This window comes from Enterobacter sp. UCD-UG_FMILLET (assembly GCF_000762975.1).
GTDB classification, from domain to species: Bacteria; Pseudomonadota; Gammaproteobacteria; order Enterobacterales; family Enterobacteriaceae; genus Enterobacter; species Enterobacter dykesii.
This window is the reverse complement of the sequence record NZ_JRJC01000036.1, coordinates 158,875-180,504: the sequence shown is the minus strand read 5'-3', so window position 1 is coordinate 180,504 and position 21,630 is coordinate 158,875. Positions and strand designations below refer to the sequence as shown.

16 protein-coding genes and 1 pseudogene are annotated in these 21,630 nt (G+C 56.9%); 13 read left to right on the top strand and 4 right to left on the bottom strand.

Going from position 1 to position 21,630, the window contains the following annotated elements:
- The first annotated feature begins 13 nt into the window (after window positions 1–13).
- The 9 genes and pseudogenes from LA04_RS15920 to cheZ all read left to right on the top strand — a co-directional run bounded on the left by LA04_RS15920 (window position 14) and on the right by cheZ (window position 10,490).
- Window positions 14–769 (top strand): fimbrial biogenesis chaperone, encoded by a 756-nt coding sequence (locus tag LA04_RS15920; RefSeq protein ID WP_047652344.1) that lies wholly within the window; start codon window positions 14–16, stop codon window positions 767–769.
- A complete protein-coding gene (locus tag LA04_RS15915; RefSeq protein ID WP_047652343.1) occupies window positions 745–3,129 on the top strand; it encodes a fimbria/pilus outer membrane usher protein in 2,385 nt (794 codons plus the stop codon). The genes LA04_RS15920 and LA04_RS15915 overlap by 25 nt, the downstream gene beginning before the upstream one ends.
- Window positions 3,126–4,097 carry a Csu type fimbrial protein gene (locus LA04_RS15910; RefSeq protein ID WP_047652342.1) on the top strand — a complete coding sequence of 324 codons (972 nt, stop codon included), beginning with the start codon at window positions 3,126–3,128 and terminating at the stop codon, window positions 4,095–4,097. The genes LA04_RS15915 and LA04_RS15910 overlap by 4 nt, the downstream gene beginning before the upstream one ends.
- A gap of 84 nt (window positions 4,098–4,181) precedes the next feature.
- Window positions 4,182–5,849 carry a methyl-accepting chemotaxis protein II gene (gene tar / locus LA04_RS15905; protein WP_047652341.1) on the top strand — a complete coding sequence of 556 codons (1,668 nt, stop codon included), beginning with the start codon at window positions 4,182–4,184 and terminating at the stop codon, window positions 5,847–5,849.
- Window positions 5,850–5,893: 44 nt separating this feature from the next.
- Window positions 5,894–7,495: a methyl-accepting chemotaxis protein IV gene (tap, locus tag LA04_RS15900; RefSeq protein ID WP_047652340.1), complete on the top strand. Its 1,602-nt coding sequence runs from the start codon at window positions 5,894–5,896 to the stop codon at window positions 7,493–7,495.
- Window positions 7,496–7,514: 19 nt separating this feature from the next.
- Window positions 7,515–8,381 (top strand): protein-glutamate O-methyltransferase CheR, encoded by an 867-nt coding sequence (cheR, locus tag LA04_RS15895; protein ID WP_023312253.1) that lies wholly within the window; start codon window positions 7,515–7,517, stop codon window positions 8,379–8,381.
- Window positions 8,378–9,428: pseudogene (locus tag LA04_RS15890) on the top strand (protein-glutamate methylesterase/protein-glutamine glutaminase). Before cheR ends, LA04_RS15890 begins: the two are co-directional and overlap by 4 nt.
- Before the next feature lie 17 nt (window positions 9,429–9,445).
- The gene (gene cheY / locus LA04_RS15885) at window positions 9,446–9,835 is read left to right on the top strand and encodes a chemotaxis response regulator CheY (RefSeq protein ID WP_008500431.1); all 390 of its coding nucleotides are present in this window, start codon (window positions 9,446–9,448) and stop codon (window positions 9,833–9,835) included.
- A gap of 10 nt (window positions 9,836–9,845) precedes the next feature.
- Window positions 9,846–10,490, top strand: coding sequence for a protein phosphatase CheZ (gene cheZ, locus LA04_RS15880; protein ID WP_023312251.1), 645 nt, complete (start codon window positions 9,846–9,848; stop codon window positions 10,488–10,490).
- Between the two features lie 48 nt (window positions 10,491–10,538).
- On the opposite strand, the gene LA04_RS15875 is transcribed toward cheZ, so the two are convergent.
- The 4 genes from LA04_RS15875 to LA04_RS15860 all read right to left on the bottom strand — a co-directional run bounded on the left by LA04_RS15875 (window position 10,539) and on the right by LA04_RS15860 (window position 15,704).
- Window positions 10,539–11,705 (bottom strand): fimbrial protein, encoded by a 1,167-nt coding sequence (locus LA04_RS15875; RefSeq protein ID WP_047652339.1) that lies wholly within the window; start codon window positions 11,703–11,705, stop codon window positions 10,539–10,541.
- Between the two features lie 4 nt (window positions 11,706–11,709).
- Complete coding sequence (locus LA04_RS15870) at window positions 11,710–14,250, bottom strand: fimbria/pilus outer membrane usher protein (RefSeq protein ID WP_047652338.1); 2,541 nt, start codon at window positions 14,248–14,250, stop codon at window positions 11,710–11,712.
- Between the two features lie 9 nt (window positions 14,251–14,259).
- On the bottom strand, window positions 14,260–14,952 hold the full coding sequence (locus LA04_RS15865; protein WP_047652337.1) for a fimbrial biogenesis chaperone: 693 nt from the start codon (window positions 14,950–14,952) through the stop codon (window positions 14,260–14,262).
- Between the two features lie 137 nt (window positions 14,953–15,089).
- Complete coding sequence (locus tag LA04_RS15860) at window positions 15,090–15,704, bottom strand: fimbrial protein (protein WP_326929953.1); 615 nt, start codon at window positions 15,702–15,704, stop codon at window positions 15,090–15,092.
- A gap of 467 nt (window positions 15,705–16,171) precedes the next feature.
- Here LA04_RS15860 and flhB point away from each other — a divergent pair, with 467 nt between their 5' ends.
- From flhB to LA04_RS15840, 4 genes are all read left to right on the top strand, one after another.
- On the top strand, window positions 16,172–17,320 hold the full coding sequence (gene flhB / locus LA04_RS15855; RefSeq protein WP_047652336.1) for a flagellar biosynthesis protein FlhB: 1,149 nt from the start codon (window positions 16,172–16,174) through the stop codon (window positions 17,318–17,320).
- Window positions 17,313–19,391, top strand: coding sequence for a flagellar biosynthesis protein FlhA (gene flhA, locus LA04_RS15850; protein ID WP_047652335.1), 2,079 nt, complete (start codon window positions 17,313–17,315; stop codon window positions 19,389–19,391). The genes flhB and flhA overlap by 8 nt, the downstream gene beginning before the upstream one ends.
- On the top strand, window positions 19,391–19,783 hold the full coding sequence (flhE, locus tag LA04_RS15845; protein WP_047652334.1) for a flagellar protein FlhE: 393 nt from the start codon (window positions 19,391–19,393) through the stop codon (window positions 19,781–19,783). Before flhA ends, flhE begins: the two co-directional genes overlap by 1 nt.
- Window positions 19,784–20,045: 262 nt before the next feature.
- Window positions 20,046–21,629, top strand: a complete 1,584-nt coding sequence (locus LA04_RS15840) for an MFS transporter (protein WP_047652333.1) — start codon at window positions 20,046–20,048, stop codon at window positions 21,627–21,629.
- Window position 21,630: the final 1 nt, after the last annotated feature.

Below are 21,630 nucleotides of genomic sequence, written 5' to 3'. Positions count from 1 at the left end.
AGGGAGAGTGTTGATGAAGCCATTTTTCAGACCGGTTTGTCTGGCGGGCGCGTTGGGAATGGCGGGTGCTGGCCAGGCGCAGGCGGCGGCCACCATCCTGCTCTGGCCGATCGATCCCTGGCTTGCAGCAGACGCCAACGCCACGGAACTGTGGATCCAGAACCAGGGAAACAGCGCCACGACGATGCAGGTTCGCATCGTGCGCTGGAAGCAGGAGGACGGACACGAGCGCTATACCGCGCAGCAGGACGTGGTCGCCAGCCCGCCCATCGTCACGATTGGCACAGGCAGCAAGCAGCTTGTTCGCCTTATCAAACAGGCTTCGGTTCCCGCAGGGGTCGAACAGGCCTATCGCATTATCGTCGATGAAATCCCCCAGCCAGATGCCAAAGCCGAACCCGCCATCGGCCTGAAATTGCAGATGCGTTACTCCATCCCTCTGTTCGTATATGGACAGGGGATCCCGACCATCAAAGAGGGCGCGCATCACGCGCTGGCGGAGACCCAAAACCTGAGCTGGCGGGTAACGCAGGCTGAGGGTAAGCCTGCGCTGGAGGTCAAAAATCGGGGGGATGTCCACGTCAGGCTGAGCCAGGTGGCGCTGGAGCAGGGAGGTCAGAAACGCACGGTGGCGGAAGGATTGCTGGGTTACGTCCTGCCGGGCAGCACCCGCAGCTGGCCTATGCCCGCTGGCGTTCGTCAGCCAGAGCGGATGAGCGCGCAGATTAATGCCAGGGACGAACAATGGCAGTCGACGCCCGTCAACTGAAGCCGGCGATGATGTTACTGCTATGCGTCAGTTCCGCGACTCTGGCCGGGCCCGGCGACGACAGTTTACCGCCGCCTCCCCAGGCGCAGGCGATAAATGATGAAGCGGTTTTCCAGCTGGCCATCGTGGTCAATCACTACGACACCGGTCTGGTCGTGCCCGTGACGCAGCGTAAAGGCGCTTTCTTTATCTCAAGCGCTGATTTGCTGCGCGCGGGGCTGCCCCCGGCGCATGTTCCCACCGGAGAGGTAAATCTCTCCTCGCTTGCTCAGGTTCGGGTGGAGTACGACAGCGCCGCGCAGCGCCTGCTGCTGACCGTTCCCCGCGACTGGGTGACGGCCCGCGTGACGCCTTTCAGCGCGCAAGCGGCGCAGGCCAAACCGCACTATGGGCGCGGGGCGCTGCTGAATTACGATCTCTACACCAACCACACGGAACATATCGGCGGTCAGGCGTCGATCTGGCATGAGTTTCGCTACTTCAACGAGAACGGCTCGTTTTCCTCGACCGGTTACGCGCGGGAAAATTTCACCGGTAACGACGGACAGCAGGAAGGGTATGTCCGCTATGACACGACCCTGCTGTTCACCAACGAAGATGACGCAATGAGCTGGAGCGCCGGGGATGTCATCAGCGATGCGCTGAGCTGGAGCTCCAGCGTGCGGATGGGGGGGATAAGCGTCGGGCGGGATTTCTCCCTGCGTCCTGACCTGGTGACATGGCCGCTGCCCGAGTTCGCGGGGGAAGCCGCGGTACCCACCTCGGTCGATCTTTTTATCAACGGCTATCGCTCCGGTTCGACCCAGCTTCAGCCGGGCCCCTTCACCCTGAGTAATCTGCCCTATATCAACGGCGCCGGGGATGCGGTACTGGTCACGACGGATGCGCTGGGGCGCCAGGTGAGCACCACGCTCCCGTTTTACGTCACCAGCGACCTGCTTAAGCAAGGGCTGAGCGACGGCGCCGTGACGCTCGGCAGCCTGCGGCGTAATTACGGTATCAAGAATTTTGACTACGGCTCGGCGGCAGGCAGCGGCTCGTATCGCTACGGGATAACGGACTGGCTAACGCTGGAGGGCCACGCGGAAGGAGCGCAGGAACTGGCGATGGGCGGCGCGGGGACGGTGATAAAACTCGGCCAGTTTGGCGTGGTGAATACCTCTTACTCGCAGAGCCGCATGCGCGGTGATGCGGGCGGGCAAATAAACTGGGGTTACCAGTACAGTACCAGCGAGTTTAGCGTCGCCACCCAGCACACCCGTCGCGATCGCGGCTTTGGCAATCTGGCCCTCTACGACCAGCCGACGGTGTATGACGAAAACGATAAGCCCATCGCCAGCTTTAGTCGTAACACGGACCAGTATTCGCTGACCTTCAATCTGGGACGGTACGGCAACATCGGTGCGGCCTGGATCGGCGTGGAGAGTTTTGACAGCCAAAAAACCGAGCTGCTCAATCTCTCCTGGAGCCGCAACCTGTGGGGGGCGAGCAGTATTTACCTGGCCGGCAGCCGGGATCGGCAGCGGGGAGACTGGACGGTCGCGCTGTCGCTGCAGGTGCCGCTGGGGGCGCGCGACAGCGCTGCCGTCACCGTTGAAAACACCCCGGATGCCGGCAGTACCCAGCGCATTAACTACAACCACTCCATGCCTTCTGACGGTGGGTTCAGCTGGAACATGGCCTGGGCCAACCAGTCAAGATCCAGTGATTATCAACAGGGTACGCTGGGCTGGCGCAATAACAACATCGAGCTGCAGGGCGGCGGCTATGGCGAAAGGGATACCATGACCTGGTGGGGCGAGGCGATGGGCGCCATTGTGCTGATGGACGGCGAGCTGTTCGCGGCGAATAAGATCAACGATGCGTTTGTGGTCATCAGCACCGACGGCCACCCGGACGTGCCCGTCAGCTATGAGAACCAGCCCGTCGGTAAAACCAATAATAACGGCTACCTGCTGGTGAGCGGGGTGTCGGCGTATTACCCGGCCAGCTACCGGATTGATACCCTGAATCTGCCGGCGGATACCCGTCTGAAAGAGACCGAGCGGCGGATCGCGATTCGCCGTCACAGCGGCTATCTGGTCGATTTCCCGATGGAGCAGGAGCGGGTGGCAAGCGTCATTCTGCATGATACGAACGGGAAGGCGTTGCCGGTGGGAAGCCAGGTTCGACGCGCCTCGCGCAGCAATGCGGTGGTGGGGTATGACGGCATCGCCTGGCTGGAAAATCTCAGCGACGTGAACCCGCTGGAGGTGATCGCACCTGACGGGAGGCGCTGCAAGACTACCCTGACCGTGGGGGCCAATCCGGAGCACAAGCTGAAAACCTACGGGCCGCTGGTTTGTCGGGAGGAGCCATGACGCGCCTGCTGCTGTTGATCCTGCTGCTGTTCTCCGGCGGCGGCTGGGCGGCGTGTACCGTCAGCACGGTTAATGCGTCGTTTGGCAGCGTCACCTCGTTCGCGCTCGGCGGAAGCGGGGAAGTTCAAACCACCGGCACGCTGGTGGTGGCCTGCGATGCCGTACTGAATCTGCTGACCAGCGACTCGGTAACGCTGACCTACACCGCGGCATCGGTTTCGGGCAGCAGCCGGGCCACGATGAAACGCACGGATAACGCGGCCATCACCGACGTGATCCCCACCCGGCTGTGCGGGTTATCGGGATGCGCGAGCAGCAGCGAGGTACAGATAAGTAAATCGTATACCTGGAGCGGGAATACCCTGCTGGGGTTGCTGGGGTTGCTGGGGTCAAAGCAGTACAACATTCCGCTCTATTTCCGCACCGTCGCCGGGCAAAACGTCACTGCCGGGCCATATCAGGTGCAGTTAACCTTCAGCATTAACTACAGCGTGTGCTCCGTGGGCGCGCTCGGCCTTTGCTCAATCAATCAGACGGGAACCGCGACAACCAGCATCCTGCTGGATATGACCGTCACCAACGACTGCAGCGCCATGACCACGCCAGATGTGAGCTTCAACAGCGCGCCGCTGGTACAAAGTTTCCCCACCGTCTCGCAGGCGATTGCCGTCACCTGTACCAAAGGAAGTTCGTATACCATCGGCATTAATAACGGTGCCAACGCGCTGAACAACGTGCGACGGATGGTGAGCGGCAGCAATACCATGAGCTACGACATCTATAAGGAAGCCACCGGTAACCGCTGGGGCGGCAGCGGCAGCGAGCGCTGGTCCAGCGCGGTATCGTCCCAGGTCAGCACTGACGGTCTACTGCGCACCTACAACTACACCGCGAAGGTCCTGACCAATCAGGCCACGCCGCCCGCCGGAACCTACACCGACACGCTGATTGTCGACGTGGCGTTTTAACCCCGCGCTTTTCCCTTTCGCAAATGTAAAGTTCCTCTGGGGTGTGCCGATAACACCGTTAATAAATCTATGAGAAGGTGTTGTATGTTGAACCGTATCCGCGTTGTCACAATGCTCATGATGGTGCTGGTCATTTTCGCACTTCTTCAGCTCATCTCCGGCGGGCTTTTTTTCTCGTCATTAAAACAGAACCAGGACAGCTTCGCGGCCTCGAACGATCTCCGCCTGCAGCAGAGTGAACTCACGTCGACGTGGGATCTGATGCTGCAAACGCGTATCAACCTTAGCCGCTCGTCCGCGCGCATGATGATGGACCCCAACAATCAGCAGAGCAGCGCCAAAACCGATCTGTTGAAAAATGCCCGTACCACCCTCGCTGACGCCGCTAAACATTACGACGCCTTTAAAAAGATTACCCCACAGCCTGCGATGGAGCAGGTGAGCCAGAACATTGACGAAAAATACAACGCTTACCATGCCGGTCTGGCAGAGCTGATTCAGTTCCTGGAGAGCGGCAATATGGACGCCTATTTCGCGCAGCCGACGCAGGGGATGCAAAACGCGCTCGGCGTGGCGCTGGGGGAATACGCGAAGGCCAGTGGCGATCTCTATCACTCGGCCTTTACGGCAAGCCAGAATGACTACCGCTTTGCGAAATGGCAGATGGCGGTGCTGGCGCTGGCGCTGGTTATTGTGCTGGTTGCGGTCTGGTACGGCATTCGCCATATCCTGCTGAACCCTCTTGGGCGCGTCATTGCCCACATTCGTGAAATTGCCGGCGGTGACCTGACCAAAACGCTGACCGTCTCCGGGCGTAATGAGATCACCGAGCTGGCAAACAGCGTTGACCATATGCAGCGTTCGTTAATCGAAACCGTCGCCAACGTGCGCAACGGGTCGGAGGCTATCTACACCGGCACCAGCGAAATTGCGATGGGGAATAACGATCTCTCATCCCGTACCGAGCAGCAGGCGTCCGCCCTGGAAGAGACGGCCGCCAGCATGGAGCAGCTCACCGCGACCGTGAAGCAGAACGCCGACAATGCCCGCCAGGCGTCTCAGCTGGCGGAAAGCGCCTCCGAGACGGCGCAGCGCGGCGGCCGCGTGGTGGATGGCGTGGTGAAAACCATGCACGAAATCGCCGACAGCTCGAAGAAAATCGCCGACATCATCAGCGTTATCGACGGCATTGCCTTCCAGACCAACATTCTGGCGCTGAACGCCGCCGTGGAAGCGGCGCGCGCGGGCGAACAGGGGCGCGGGTTTGCCGTGGTGGCCGGAGAAGTGCGCAACCTGGCCAGCCGCAGCGCCAACGCGGCCAAAGAGATCAAGTCCCTGATTGAAGATTCCGTCTCCCGCGTGGATACCGGCTCCGTGCTGGTGGAAAGCGCCGGTGAGACCATGAATGACATCGTGAATGCCGTCACCCGCGTGACGGACATCATGGGTGAAATCGCCTCTGCGTCCGATGAGCAGAGTCGTGGTATCGACCAGGTTGCCCTGGCGGTATCGGAAATGGATCGCGTGACACAGCAAAACGCCGCGCTGGTGCAGGAGTCCGCTGCGGCGGCCGCTGCCCTGGAAGACCAGGCGAGCCGTCTCAAGATGGCCGTCTCGGCGTTTCGTCTCGCTTCACTCGCTGGAAACACGGTCACCCCGCAGGCAACGTATCGCGCGCCAGCCGCTGAACAGGCTGCACTCCGTACGCGTACCGCGACGACCGGACAAGATGAAAACTGGGAAACATTTTGACTGACAATTAAACCGCGGCTGCTTGCCGCTTGATGGGAGCGTGGATGTTAAATCGTATTCGTATCTCGACCACACTGTTTTTGATTCTGATCCTTTGCGGTGTGTTGCAGGTTGGCAGTAACGGGTTGTCTTTTTGGGCGTTTCGCGATGGCTATCAGAATTTGCAGGAAGTTGAGGCGAGTAATCAGCAGCGCTCCGCACTGGCACAAACGCGTGCCGTGCTGTTGCAGGCAAGCACTGCGCTGAACAAGGCGGGAACCTTAACCGCGCTGAGTTATCCGCCGGATGACATTAAAGCGCTGATGGCCAACGCGCGCGACAGCCTGAAACAGGCTGACGCACAGTTTAAAGCCTTTACGGCGCAGGCCGCCGACAGCGAGAAAGAGAAGGCGCTGAAGACCGCCATGAAGACGAACTTTGAGCAGTGGTACAGCGATCTGGACCACCAGGCGACGTGGCTTGAGAACAACCAGCTTTCGGACTTTATGACCGCACCGGTTCAGGCCTCGCAGGCGGCGTTTGACGGCAGCTTTAACGCATGGCAGCAGGATATTAACCAGTCTGTTCAACGTGCCGGTGACCAGAGCCGCCAAAGCTATCACATGTCGGGCGTCATCTTTGCCATGGTGGTGATTGTGGCAGGGTTGCTGACCGGTGCCGCGCTGCTCTGGTCGCGCAGAATGATTGTGCAGCCGCTGGCCATTATCAGCAGCCACTTCGACAGTATTGCGAAAGGGGACCTGGCGCGTCCGGTGGCGGTGTTCGGCAAGAACGAAATTTCGGCGATCTTTGCCAGCCTGAAGGCGATGCAGGGATCGCTGCGGGAAACGGTGAGCGACGTGCGGCAGGGCAGTTATGCCATGCACACCGGGATCTCTGAGATTGCAGCGGGTAACAACGATCTCTCGTCCCGCACCGAGCAGCAGGCGGCCTCGCTGGCGCAGACGGCGGCCAGCATGGAGCAACTGACCGCGACGGTAGGTCAGAACGCCGATAACGCGCGTCAGGCGTCTGACCTGTCAAAACAGGCGGCGATGACGGCAAAGAAAGGCGGGGACCAGGCGTCCCATGTCGCCAGCACCATGCAGGAGATTGCCACCAGCTCGCAGAAAATTGGTGACATCATCAGCGTGATTGACGGTATCGCGTTCCAGACCAACATTCTGGCGCTGAATGCCGCCGTGGAAGCGGCGCGCGCCGGTGAGCAAGGGCGCGGGTTTGCGGTGGTGGCGGGGGAAGTGCGTAACCTGGCGAGCCGCAGCGCCAACGCGGCGAAAGAGATTAAGGTGCTGATCGAAGAGTCGGTCTCGCGCGTTCAGCAGGGCTCAACCCTTGTGGATACGGCGGCGAAAACCATGCACGAGATCGTCACCTCCGTGACGCGGGTCAACGACATCATGGGCGAGATCGCCTCGGCGTCGGACGAACAGCGTCGCGGGATTGAGCAGGTTGCCCAGGCTGTCAGCCAGATGGATCAGGTGACGCAACAGAACGCCTCGTTAGTTGAGGAGGCGGCAGCGGCCACCGATCAGCTGGCCAGCCAGGCGGATCGTCTGACCGGACTGGTCGCGGTATTTAATGTGAAAGAGCACGTTGAAGCAGTAACAGAAGTCGGGCGGTCGCAGGCCGTGCCAGTTGTATCCTGAATGTAATTAAGAAGGCGCTATGACATCACCAATGCCCCCTGGGCAAACGTCATTATTGTTGCAGATGACACAGCGCCTCGCGCTGTCCGACGCGCATTTTCGTCGGATATGTCAGTTAATCTACCAGCGTGCGGGGATCGTGCTTGCGGATCATAAGCGGGACATGGTCTACAACCGTCTGGTGCGGCGCTTGCGTACGCTGGGGCTGGATGATTTTGGCCGCTATCTGAGCATGCTCGAGGCGAACCAGAACAGCGCAGAGTGGCAGGCTTTTATTAACTCGTTAACCACCAACCTGACGGCGTTTTTCCGTGAAGCTCACCACTTCCCGGTTCTGGCCGAGCACGCCCGCCGTCGCACCGGGGAGTATCGCGTATGGAGTGCGGCCGCCTCGACGGGTGAAGAGCCGTACTCGCTGGCGATCACCCTTGCCGACACCCTGGGCATGACGCCCGGACGCTGGAAGGTCTACGCCAGCGATATCGATACCGAGGTGCTGGAGAAGGCGCGTAACGGCGTGTATCGCCAGGATGAACTGAAAACGCTGTCGCCGCAGCAGCTGCAGCGTTATTTCATGCGCGGCACGGGCCCGCATGAAGGCCTGGTACGCGTACGCCAGGAGCTGGCGAACTGCGTCGAATTCGCGCCCGTTAACCTGCTGGATAAGCAGTACAACGTGCCGGGGCCGTTCGACGCCATTTTTTGCCGTAACGTCATGATCTATTTTGATAAAACGACGCAACAGGACATTCTGCGTCGGTTTGTTCCGTTGCTCAAGCCTGACGGTTTACTGTTTGCCGGGCACTCGGAAAACTTCAGCAACCTCGCGCGTGAGTTTAGCCTGCGTGGGCAAACGGTGTATGCGCTGAGTAAGGAAAAAGCATGAGTAAAATCAGGGTGTTGTCTGTCGATGATTCAGCGCTGATGCGTCAGATCATGACTGAAATTATCAATAGCCACAGCGACATGGAGATGGTGGCCACTGCGCCCGATCCTCTGGTAGCGCGGGATTTAATTAAAAAATATAACCCCGACGTGCTAACGCTGGATGTCGAGATGCCGCGCATGGATGGCATAGATTTCCTCGAAAAATTAATGCGGCTTCGGCCTATGCCGGTGGTAATGGTCTCCTCCCTGACCGGAAAAGGATCGGAAATTACCCTGCGCGCGCTGGAACTGGGGGCGGTGGATTTTGTCACCAAACCGCAGCTCGGCATTCGCGAAGGGATGCTTGCCTACAGCGAAATGATCGCCGAGAAGATCCGCACCGCGTCGCGTGCGAAGCTTGCCGCCCACACGCCAATGGCTGCGCCTGCGACCCTGAAGGCCGGTCCCTTACTCAGCTCGGAAAAACTGCTGGTCATTGGGGCGTCAACCGGAGGAACAGAGGCAATTCGTCATGTACTCCAGCCATTGCCGCTTTCAAGTCCGGGTATTCTGATCACGCAGCATATGCCGCCAGGCTTTACCCGTTCGTTCGCCGAACGCCTGAACAAGCTGTGCCAGATCAGCGTGAAAGAGGCGGAAGACGGCGAGCGCGTGCTCCCGGGACATGCCTATATCGCCCCCGGGCGACAAGCATATGGAGCTGGCGCGCAGCGGTGCTAACTATCAAATCAAAATTCATGACGGACCGCCGGTCAACCGGCACCGTCCGTCGGTGGATGTGCTGTTTCATTCGGTGGCGAAACATGCGGGGCGCAACGCCGTTGGGGTGATCCTGACGGGGATGGGCAACGATGGTGCCGCCGGAATGCTTGCAATGCACCAGGCTGGCGCCTGGACGATTGCGCAGAATGAAGCAAGTTGTGTGGTGTTCGGCATGCCGCGCGAGGCCATCAATATGGGTGGCGTGAGCGAAGTGGTCGATCTTAGCCAGGTAAGCCAGCAGATGCTGGCGAAAATCAGTGCCGGACAGGCAATACGTATTTGACTCAGGAGTATTATTTTATGGCGGATAAAGAGCTTAAGTTTTTGGTTGTGGATGACTTTTCCACCATGCGTCGTATCGTGCGCAACCTGCTGAAAGAGCTGGGCTTCAACAACGTTGAAGAAGCAGAAGACGGCGTTGATGCGCTGAACAAACTGCAGGCTGGCGGGTTTGGTTTTGTTATCTCCGACTGGAACATGCCAAACATGGACGGTCTGGAACTGCTGAAAACCATTCGTGCCGATGCCGGAATGGCGTCTATGCCGGTTCTGATGGTTACTGCAGAAGCGAAAAAAGAGAACATCATTGCCGCTGCACAGGCGGGCGCAAGCGGCTACGTGGTGAAGCCATTCACCGCGGCAACCCTGGAAGAGAAGCTCGGTAAGATCTTCGAGAAACTCGGCATGTGAGGTGATGGAAATGTTGCAACCTGCTATGAAACCCGTTGAAGAACACTCGCCGAGCGATATCATCGTCCGCATTGGCAGCCTGACGCGCATGCTGCGTGACAGCCTGCGCGAGCTGGGGCTGGATCAGGCCATTGCCGAAGCCGCGGAAGCTATTCCGGATGCCCGCGATCGTCTGGACTATGTCGTGCAGATGACCGCTCAGGCCGCGGAGCGTGCGCTGAACAGCGTTGAAGCGTCACAGCCGCACCAGGATGCGATGGAAAAGGGGGCGAAAGCCCTGAGCAAACGCTGGGACGAGTGGTTTGAGAACCCTATCGAGCTGGCGGATGCCCGCGAGCTGGTGACGGATACCCGTCAGTACCTGGGTGATGTGCCGGGCCACACCAGCTTCACCAACGCCCAGCTGCTGGACATCATGATGGCGCAGGATTTCCAGGACCTGACTGGTCAGGTGATCAAGCGCATGATGGATGTTATCCAGGAGATTGAGCGTCAGCTGCTGATGGTTCTGCTGGAGAACATTCCGGAACCAGCAGCCCGTCCAAAACGCGAGAACGAAAGCCTGCTCAATGGTCCACAACTCGACGCCAGCAAGGCGGGCGTTGTGGCAAGCCAGGATCAGGTCGACGATCTGCTGGACAGCCTCGGCTTCTGATTGTTCTGATTACCCTCAGGCTGCAGCGTCAACCTGAGGGTATTTCGGTTAGCGAAGGTCCATCTTCACCGTTACGTTACCTTCAAAGCGGCCCGGGGCCGGGGGGGCATTTGTTGTGCCGACCGGCGCAGCCTGAATTTTGACCACACCGTTACCCTGCTCGTCCATCGTCACCGGAAACTCATAGGTACCGTCCAGCGCAACGTTCTGACTGTTTTCATCATATACACGTACCCCGAGATCGTCCCTGTCCAGAAGTTTCGCAATGTACGGCGTACTGCTGTCCACCACGCCCTGATCTGCTGTGAGCGTAAGCTTTATCCGGTCCGTGTTTCCCACTGCGTTATCATCACAGTGATAGGCAATATCAACGTTTTTAAGAGCATAACGTTTTGGCGGTTGCCCCTTGATGACGAATTGCTTGCTGACAATGCCGCCAAACTCCACCTCAATGGTGCTGCCGGCGTTGATGATGCAGCTTAGCGGCGCAGATAGCGTGCCGCCAAACCAGATATCAGAGACCTGGTCAGCCTGCCCAGGATCGCAGCTTCCCCCCGAGCCGAAATAAAGACAGGAATAGTTTTGCGCGACGATCGTCGAAGGGATCACCTCTTGACCCAGGATGGGTTTTTTAACGTGAAGCAGGATCGCAACGACGTTCCAGCGGAAATTACGCTTTACTGTAGCGGCATTACTCGGCTGGCTGTCACTACTGCAAACGTTGGCATCTCCCTCCGTTTTGGCGAGTGCATTCTCGGTCATGTTACGCATATTACTTCTGGACGTCGGGTATTCATTGACAGCTATCGGGGTCAATGAAGTGCCGTCCGGAGAGTTGATTGCATCCGCGTAGGCGGTGATATCGGCATCAATCTTTTCGGTCAAATAGCCGTATCCGTTTGTTCCCGGACTCAACGGACTCCCGGCAAACGTTTTTTCATAGACCATGCTCGATGAAAACATATTTCCGGGACAGTCGCAGTTGGCCACTATCAGCGGGCCATTGCCGACCAGATGATTAGGCACATCATAGTCATGATTGGCGATATTTTCGCTGGACGAAAACTCATGATCGAACGACGTGGTGTAGGATTGCGGTGCACCGAAGCAGTTATGAAGTAAAGTCACCGCACCCCTGCACGGGCAGGTTGCGGTCAGGCTCAGTGCCGTGGCCAATGAAGCCCAGACGGCCTGTTTCTTGAGTATAGTTCTCATGTGCTTATTCCTGCTGACAAAGCTCGCTAACCGAGCGAATACCGTTAGGGCTTTCGGTTTGGTTGGCTGACTGTTGCGTAATGCTGGCGCGGCACTGTTGGCCCTTGCCGTTGCCCCATTTCACGGTGAGCTGTGCGGTATCACCAAGGCCTGCCAGATAGACGGTACCGGTATCATCGACAATGCCGCTTATCACCGGGGCGCTACTGGTCGCGATGGCGCCGAAAGGAACGGGGAGGCCGTTTGGACGCTTCAGGGTGACCAACATCCGATAGCCTGTGTGGGCGTCAAACCTGGCCAACACCGCCGCGTTGCGCGAGGGAATGACGGTGATGGCGGTATCGCTGGTGTCTACATTTTCCGGCAGGCTCGAGGTATCAATACGAATATTGTTCTCCTGGTACGGAGTGAGCGATGGAATGACTGCATTACCCTGCCAGTCGGTCTGAATACCACGCTGGTTCAGGAAACGGACGCCGGACGCGTCGTTGGCGTTGACGATAGCAAACTGGCTGCCCAGAGGCTGAGCCAGCGTGACTCCCTCAGGATGGGCAACAATACCGCCGCTAATGCCGTAATTAAGCTGCTGAGAGTCATCAGTGGAGGCGTAATAACCGGCGGTCAGGTTGGCGTATTGCGAACGGTAGCTGCCATAGACGCTGCTGATATCCTCCCCGTCGTGGTTGGAATGGCTTTGCTGCAACGAGTAGCTCAAACGCTCGTCGTCCAGCAGCGTGCCGCTGAGGCCCACGTTTTGCCGCGTATAGCCATTTTTAGTATTGCTGATGTTATAGCTACTCCAGGCGCGTGGCAGCCATCTGGCGAGAGGAATGCTAAATCCCAAAGAGACCATCCTATCAGACTCTTCGTCGTTGGTTTTGCTGTACGTATAGGCCATGTGATAACTCGTGCCGGCAACAACGGTATTAAATCCAAACGACAGGCTGCGCTCTTTTTTAGTGGTGCCCCAATAGTCCTGCTGATAACCGTTAAGATACAGACTCGCCCCAGCAACGGTTTGGCTAATGCTGGCCTGAATGCGGTTGCGTTTATTGTAACGAAACAGCAGATCGCCTTCGTCGCCGTCACGCATTTGGTTGGCGTCGACAAAGCTGTAATATCCGCGGCTGGTGTATCGGTAGCTGCCGAGGCTGAAGTTGGTATCGGTCGAATCCAGTTTACCGGTATAAAGCAAACGCCATGACTGGCCGGTATGCTGGCTGTTATCGTCCAGGCGGGTATCGGCCAGGGTAACGTCAGCGGACAGCGAGCCCAGCGGCCCGAGCGCCATACCGGTACCGGTATTGGCTGCGTTATAGTCTTTCGAGAGCGTCAGCCCTCCAAACCAGGTGAAAAGGTTATTTAAACCGTAAATCATGCTTCCCTGGAAAAAGTCGGGTTCCTTTTGATCGCTCCCGCTTTCAGCACGATAACGGCCTGCCGTCATTTCGTACTTCATACGCCCAGGCCGCAGCATAACCGCAATACTGGAGTAGGGCTGCGTAAAGTGATGCTCGGTGCCGTCAGCCTCTTTCACCGTAACGTCCAGATCGCCGCTGTTGGTCGTGGAGTAGAGATCGTTGATCTCGAACTCACCCGGCGCGACGTTTTGCTGATAGATGAGATAGCCATTCTGGCGCACCGAGACTTCAGCATTTGAACTTGCGATGCCGCGTATGACAGGGGCATAGCCGCGTTGGCTATAGGGAAGCATCTCTTCATCTGACGCAAGGTTGACGCCCCGGTACTGTAAGCTATCAAATACCTCGCCCCGCGTGTTGCTTTCCCCGGCCGTGAACTGCGCCTTGAGGGCGTCAACGTCATGCTGCAGGAAGGTATTGATGTTTTCCCACAGGTTTTCACTGTCAGAATTACTCCACGTTGAATAGTTGCGCACTCGCCAGCCTCCCAGGTTGGCGCCTGTGCGCAAATTCAGATACTGACTGGTGGCGCTGTTGTCACCGCTCTCCTTATTTTTTGATCCTGAGAAAGCGTAGTCACTGAACAACACGGGGACACCGTCGTCCCAGCGCGAAGGATCGATGTAATCGCGACTGGTACCACTTAACGCGGCCTGAGGAATACTCAACGCTAATGTCATGGTTGAAAACTCAAGCCGCGCGGAGGCCAGAGGGATATAGTTGCTGATATCTTCAGGCAAAGCCTTATTTGCGGGTAACGCAAGCAAGGCGGGATACCGATCGATAGCAATCCCCCATGCCCGCAGCATATCCGGTGTGAGCTGCGGTATCAGTGACCCTTCCGGGGAGCTGACGTAAGCGATATTGGTGGTGCTGAGGCGGCGTTCGTTCACCTGCACTCGTGAAGAATAGGTGCCGGGTAGCTGAGCATTCGACTTTGAAAAGAGTGAAAGGTCGATATCCTGCTGGGCCAGCATGTCTCCTTCAAGCGATGAGGGAGAGAAACGATACTCACGGGCCAGCGTCGAGAAGCTAGCGATGAGCAAGACACCGCCAAGGCAGCGAAGAAGCGGATTCAGTCTGAAGCGCCGCTCGTATGACAACTCATTACGTCCTGTCATCATCGAGGTCTTTTAATCCTGCGCCAGGGGGGAGGTATATTTTTCGGAAGCATTGCCGTAATCGGTAATGCAGCGCCAGGTGACGTTCGTCCCCTGAGCATTGCCAGGGAGAGGAATGTCAGCGCGGGATTTAGGGGCAACCATGTCGGCTTTTTCCACTTTGTGCGCACCCAGCGCAAGTGAATCAAAGACGCTGTAGAACGCCCCTGCGTTGATGACGGTGAGTTGCTGACCATGACGAGCAAATCGCAGGTTTTTGCAGGATTCAGAGGGCGTACCGCTCAGTCCGACAGGACGCCAGAACAGTTTCAGACGCGTTTTATAGATTAACCGCAGGACGTTTTTGTCATCCTCATCCGTAGCCGTGGCAGGGACGGTTCGCACGTTCATATAGAACAGCGACTCTTTATCCCCTTCTAAGGCTGTCCCGTTCCAGGTAATGCGCAGGCTTTGCTCTTTTTGCGGATCGAGTCGAAAGAGAGGCGGTGTCACGATAAACGGTCCGTGCGTTTTACCATCACCCGTATCCGTCCATGACTGTATTAACCATGGAAGCTCTTTATCATTATTTTGTAAGGGTAGGGCAACTTCCTTTTTCGCGGCATCGTAGATTATGCGTGTGCGACCTATCTGAATACCTGCTGCGTGACAAAAAGTGCTTGCAATGACAGGAATACATAATAAGACATGGAGTGATATGCGCATAGTGAAACCTTTAATAAAGGAGGGTGAGGCGAAATGATATTAGTCCGAATACGGATTCGGACTAATATCAGATCATGACTCCTTAAACGTCATGAGGCCTAAATCTATTTATATTATGAATGTCAGTAATGCGTTTATTAACGGTAAAGAATATTTACCGTCATATCAGCGTCTGCCGGACCGGTCGTAACCGCAGTTGCAAATGATTTATAGCGAGCATTAAAATCAGCTTTAATCGTATCTTCGGGTTTTGACGCCAGTTCGATATAGACCTGCCCTTCGGCGCCGTCCATCGTGATGAGCTTATCATCTTTACCCGCCAGGCTGACGGCAACGCCGATACCGGTGGCCGCGGTATCGCCCGTGGTGGTAATTTTACTGACGTCCAGCAGCGTTTTGGCCTTGGTCAGGGTTGTTGGGCCGTTAAAGGTCAGCTGTACAGCCGGAAGCCCATCGCTTTGCAATGGGCAGTTGGCAAGCGTGATGGAGAATGGCATAAGTGCACTTTCCGTCCCAACAGCAGTAAACAATGATATTGGATAGGTACCCAGCGGGACAGTACTGTCCGTATCATTGTCACCCTGAATCGTGCAGCTTGATTCGATAATTTCACCCGTGAAGTGAATAGTGCCGGCATTCATTTCTGCGGCGAAGCTATTCATCGACAGTATTGCAAGGGCTAAGCCCGCAATAATAATCTTTTTGAAATCCATCTTAATTTTCCCTTTACGTAAAAAAGAAATATCTGGCATAAATTTTGCTTTCTAGTGAAAAGTATATTACGCCGCGTGAAATTATAACATTTAATATTCTACTGGTAAGTGAGTTTCAGGGCTAATGTTATATGCATTAATTCATTTTTGGATTGTGTGTGGTAATGAATTATGTGGTTTAAATTTCCCTGAATTATTGAATTTACATATTTATATCATTCCTGCAATACCAGGTAGTTAAAATTGACGGCTATGTTAATTTCCTTTCGAAATTTTTTTTAGAGTAAACGTTCTTTTGAACTGCGCTTAATTCATTTTGTAATATGAAGCGCATCACAAAAGCTGGACTCTATTTTTCGGTTATTACTTGTTCTCTCTTCTCTCACCCAACGTGCGGAGTGTGGGCTTAAACTGGATAAAAAGACCCGGTTATAGGGGTTTATCAGCCCATTGATCAAAGGCTGTGCTGGCATGATACCCGTGACGTAATGGGCTGAGCATGCACTGTGGCAGAAGAGAACGACGACAAAACGGAAGCCCCCACACCCCACCGACTAGAAAAGGCGCGTGAGGAAGGGCAGATCCCCCGATCCCGAGAATTAACCTCCCTACTGATCCTTATCGTAGGGGTGTGCATTATCTGGTGGGGCGGGGAGTCGCTCGCCCGCAAGCTGGCGGGAATGTTGTCCACCGGCTTACGTTTTGACCACAGCATGGTCAACGATCCGAATCTGATCCTCAGCCAGATTATTCAGCTTATCAAAGGGGCCATGGTCGCACTGTTGCCCCTGATTACCGGGGTCGTGCTGGTCGCGCTAGTCTCACCGGTGATGCTCGGCGGTCTGGTTTTCAGTGCCAAATCGCTGCAGCCAAAATTTTCCAAACTGAACCCGCTGTCGGGTATTGCGAAAATGTTCTCTGCGCAGACCGGGGCTGAGCTGCTCAAAGCCGTTCTCAAATCGGTGCTGATGGGCAGTTCTGCGGGGTTTTACCTCTGGTACCACTGGCCGGAAATGATGCGTCTTATCAGCGAATCGCCTCTCACCGCGATGAGCAACGCGCTGAATCTGGTTGGGCTCTGCGCGCTGCTGGTGGTGCTCAGCATTATCCCGATGGTGGGTTTTGACGTGATCTTCCAGCTTTATACCCACTTCAAAAAGCTGCGTATGTCGCGTCAGGATATCCGTGACGAATATAAGCAGATGGAAGGTGACCCGCACGTAAAAGGGCGCATCCGCCAGATGCAGCGTGCCGCCGCCCGTCGCCGCATGATGGAAGATGTGCCGAAGGCCGACGTCATTGTCACCAACCCGACGCACTATTCCGTTGCGCTGCGCTATGACGAAAACAAAATGAGCGCGCCGAAGGTCGTCGCGAAAGGGGCCGGACTGATCGCACTGCGCATCCGGGAAATTGGCACTGAAAACCGCGTGCCGATCCTCGAAGCCCCTCCGCTGGCGCGTGCCCTGTACCGCCATGCGGACATTGGACAACAGATCCCGGGACAACTCTACGCCGCGGTGGCGGAAGTGCTGGCCTGGGTGTGGCAGTTGAAGCGCTGGCGTCTGGCTGGCGGTCAGCGGCCTGTGAAACCTGAGAACCTTCCGGTGCCTGCCGCGCTGGATTTTATGAACGAGAAGGACACTGATGGCTAATCTGGTGGCAATGTTGCGCCTGCCCGGCAACCTGAAATCGACCCAATGGCAGATCCTTGCCGGGCCGATTCTGATCCTGCTAATTCTGTCGATGATGGTACTGCCGCTACCGGCGTTCATCCTCGATCTGCTTTTCACTTTCAATATTGCGCTGTCGATTATGGTGCTGCTGGTGGCGATGTTCACCCAGCGTACCCTGGAGTTCGCCGCATTCCCGACCATTCTGCTGTTTACCACCTTGCTCCGACTGGCGCTTAACGTGGCCTCCACGCGTATCATCCTGATGGAAGGCCACACCGGTGCTGCAGCGGCAGGTAAAGTGGTGGAGGCGTTCGGCCACTTCCTGGTGGGCGGCAATTTCGCTATCGGTATCGTGGTGTTCGTTATCCTCGTTATCATCAACTTTATGGTTATCACCAAAGGTGCAGGGCGTATCGCGGAAGTGGGCGCGCGTTTTGTGCTGGACGGGATGCCGGGCAAACAGATGGCGATCGACGCCGACCTGAACGCCGGTCTTATCGCCGAAGATGAAGCCAAAAAACGCCGTTCGGAAGTGACGCAGGAGGCGGACTTCTACGGCTCTATGGACGGTGCAAGTAAGTTTGTGCGCGGTGACGCCATCGCGGGCATTCTGATCATGGTGATTAACGTGGTCGGCGGTCTGCTGGTGGGTGTATTGCAGCACGGGATGGACATGGGCCACGCGGCGGAAAGCTATACGCTGCTGACCATTGGTGACGGTCTGGTCGCGCAGATCCCGGCGCTGGTTATCTCTACTGCGGCGGGTGTGATTGTAACCCGCGTGAGTACCGACCAGGACGTTGGCGAGCAGATGGTGGGCCAGCTCTTCAGCAACCCGCGCGTGATGCTGCTGGCCGCTGCGGTTCTGGGTTTGCTCGGCCTGGTGCCGGGTATGCCAAACCTCGTCTTCCTGCTGTTTACGGCGGGTCTGCTGGGGCTAGCCTGGTGGATGCGCGGTCGTGAAATCAAACCGGCGGCGGAGCCTGTTCCGGTAAAAATGCCGGAGAATACCCAGGCCGTCGAAGCGACCTGGAACGACGTTCAGCTGGAAGATTCCCTGGGAATGGAAGTGGGCTATCGCCTGATTCCGATGGTCGATTTCCAGCAGGATGGCGAGCTGCTTGGCCGTATCCGCAGTATCCGTAAAAAATTCGCGCAGGATATGGGCTTCCTGCCGCCGGTTGTACACATCCGCGACAATATGGACCTGCCGCCCGCGCGCTATCGCATCCTGATGAAAGGGGTCGAAATTGGCAGCGGTGATGCCTATCCGGGCCGCTGGCTGGCGATTAACCCGGGTACCGCCGCAGGCACCCTGCCGGGTGAGCAAACCATCGATCCGGCCTTTGGCCTGGCTGCTATCTGGATTGAAAGTGCCCTGAAAGAGCAGGCGCAGATCCAGGGGTATACGGTTGTTGAAGCCAGTACCGTGGTGGCAACCCATCTTAATCACCTGATCGGGCAATTCTCGGCAGAGCTGTTTGGCCGTCAGGAAGCGCAGCAGCTGCTGGACCGCGTCACGCAGGAGATGCCGAAGCTGACGGAAGACCTGGTCCCGGGCGTGCTGACCTTAACCACGCTGCACAAGGTGCTGCAAAACCTGCTCGAAGAGAAGGTGCCGATCCGCGATATGCGCACCATTCTCGAAACCCTTGCCGAGCATGCGCCGATACAAAGCGATCCGCACGAGCTGACGGCGGTGGTACGCGTGGCGCTGGGCCGCGCGATCACCCAGCAGTGGTTCCCGGGAACCGGAGAGGTACAGGTCATTGGCCTCGATACGCCGCTTGAACGCCTTCTGCTGCAGGCCCTGCAGGGAGGGGGCGGCCTGGAGCCGGGTCTGGCGGACCGTCTGCTGGCGCAAACGCAGGAGGCGCTGACGCGTCAGGAGATGCTGGGCGCGCCGCCGGTGCTGCTGGTGAACCATGCGCTGCGTCCGCTGCTGTCGCGCTTCCTGCGTCGTAGCCTGAACCAGCTGGTCGTGCTGTCGAATCTGGAGCTGTCGGATAACCGTCATATCCGCATGACCGCGACGATTGGAGGAAAATAATGGGTAAATGGATCTGGATTTTGCTTTTCCCTTTGGTGGCGCAGGCTGCCGGGGAGGGTACGTGGCAGGCAAGCAGCATGGGAGTGACCCTCAGCAACCGGGGTGTTGCCATGTCATCTAACCCGCTGGCACCTGCTGAAGAGGTTTCCGGTCTGATGGGCCTTGTGGTCTGGAATTACCGGCTGATTGGCCCAACACCCGCAGGCCTGCGAGTGCGCCTCTGCTCTCAGACGCGCTGCACGGAAATCGACGGTGAAAATGGCACGACGCAGGCGTTCAACGGCGTACCGGCCATAGAACCTTTGCGTTTCATCTGGGAAGTGCCGGGCGGGGGGCGCTTAATCCCGGCGCTGAAAGTCCAGAGTAATTCCGTCATCGTGAACTATCGCTAACACCCTGCCTTTTCACCAGCCATCAGGACATTCTGATGGCTGGCTCTCAAAACTGACCTCTCCTTTTGATCAAATAGAAACGCTGTTTTATAAATCAGTGACGCGCGTGACCCTACCCTTTGTATTTTTGCCATACACCCTCTCTGGAGTGGCAGAAACAGAAAGGTATCAACAGGTCGATGCATTTACTGTAGCCGTATAAAAGCTCCCGGACGAAGCGCGTTTGCAGGGAGTCTCCTGAAACTGATTAGGGCTGACGGCAATGAAAACACGTAAAATTGGACTCGCGAATTATCTTGCTTACGGGTCAGGCGATTTTCTCGGGGCGGGTACCACGGCCCTGACGGCGGCCTGGCTTTTATATTTTTATACCACCTTCTGCGGGCTTTCACCGATCGAAGCAACGTTCATCTTTGCAGCGGCAAGGGTGCTGGATGCCGTCGTTAGCCCGTTGATGGGCTTTTTAACCGATAACTTTGGTACGACCTGGCTCGGCAAGCGCTTTGGCCGTCGTAAGTTCTTTATCCTGCTGGGGATCCCGTGCGTGTTCAGCTACTCGCTGATGTGGGTTGGGGACATGAGCTTCGGGTACTACCTGCTGACCTATCTGGTGTTTGATATTGTTTACACCATGATTCTGGTGCCGTACGAAACGCTGGTGCCGGAAATGACCGATGACTTTAAGCAGAAAACCAAGTTCTCCGGGGCGCGTATCGCTATGGCCCAGATGTCCGCCATTCTGGCTTCCTTCCTGCCGGGGATCCTGTTGACCTGGTTCGGGAAAGACAACGCGGTTTCCTTCTTCTACGCAAGCCTGGTCTTCTCCGTGCTCTGCGCGCTGATGCTGACCTTCGTCTGGTTCTTCACCTGGGAACGCCCGCGCGAAGAGTGGTCTGAAGCGGCGCTGCGTGCTGAAGAAGAGAAGAAGAAGCTGACGCTGGGGCAGAGCCTCAACCGCCTGATCGTTGAGCTCAGCTCCACGCTGCGCATCAAGATTTTCCGTCAGCATCTGGGCATGTACCTCGGCGGCTATATCGCGCAGGACGTGTTTAACGCGGTATTCACCTACTACGTGGTGTTCGTGCTGATGCAGGAAGCGTCAGTGGCGTCCAGTCTGCTGGGCACGATGGCCATCTTCCAGTTCCTTGCGGTTATCGCCATGATCCCGCTGTGTATCCGCTTCGGGCCTGCGCCGTCCTACCGCATGGTGGTGGTGCTGTTTGGTCTGGCATCAATTTCCTACGCCGTGCTCTATTACGCGGGCCTGAGCAACGTTTACGCTCTGCTGTTGCTGATCTCTGCGGTGGCGGGCCTCGGTCGCGGCGGTATCAACTACGTGCCATGGAATACCTACACCTACATTGCTGACGTGGATGAAGCGATCACCGGCCAGCGCCGCGAAGGGATCTTCGCGGGCATCATGACCCTGACCCGTAAGGCGTCACAGGCCGGTGCGGTGATGCTGGTGGGCATTGTGATGCAGATGTCCGGCTTTGTCAGCGGTCAGAAAGTACAGCCTGCGGAAGTGAGCCACACCATTTTGACGATCCTGAGCGTGGGCACCATCCTGGTGCTGTTCTGCGGCTTCCTCGTTTCCCTGCGCTTCAAGCTCAATTTGCAGACCCACAGCACGCTGCGCGAGGAGACCGCGAAAATGCGTGAGTGTGGTCATGCGATGCCTGAGTCAGCGACGCCACACGCCCGCGCCACCGTCGAGATGCTGGCCGGTATGCCTTATGAGTCACTGTGGGGCAATAACAACATCGGTTATCTGAATCGCAACAAGCCAGCGGCACCCTCTCTGAAAGAGCGCGCGGTACTGAATTCGACATACAACAGAGGTTAGG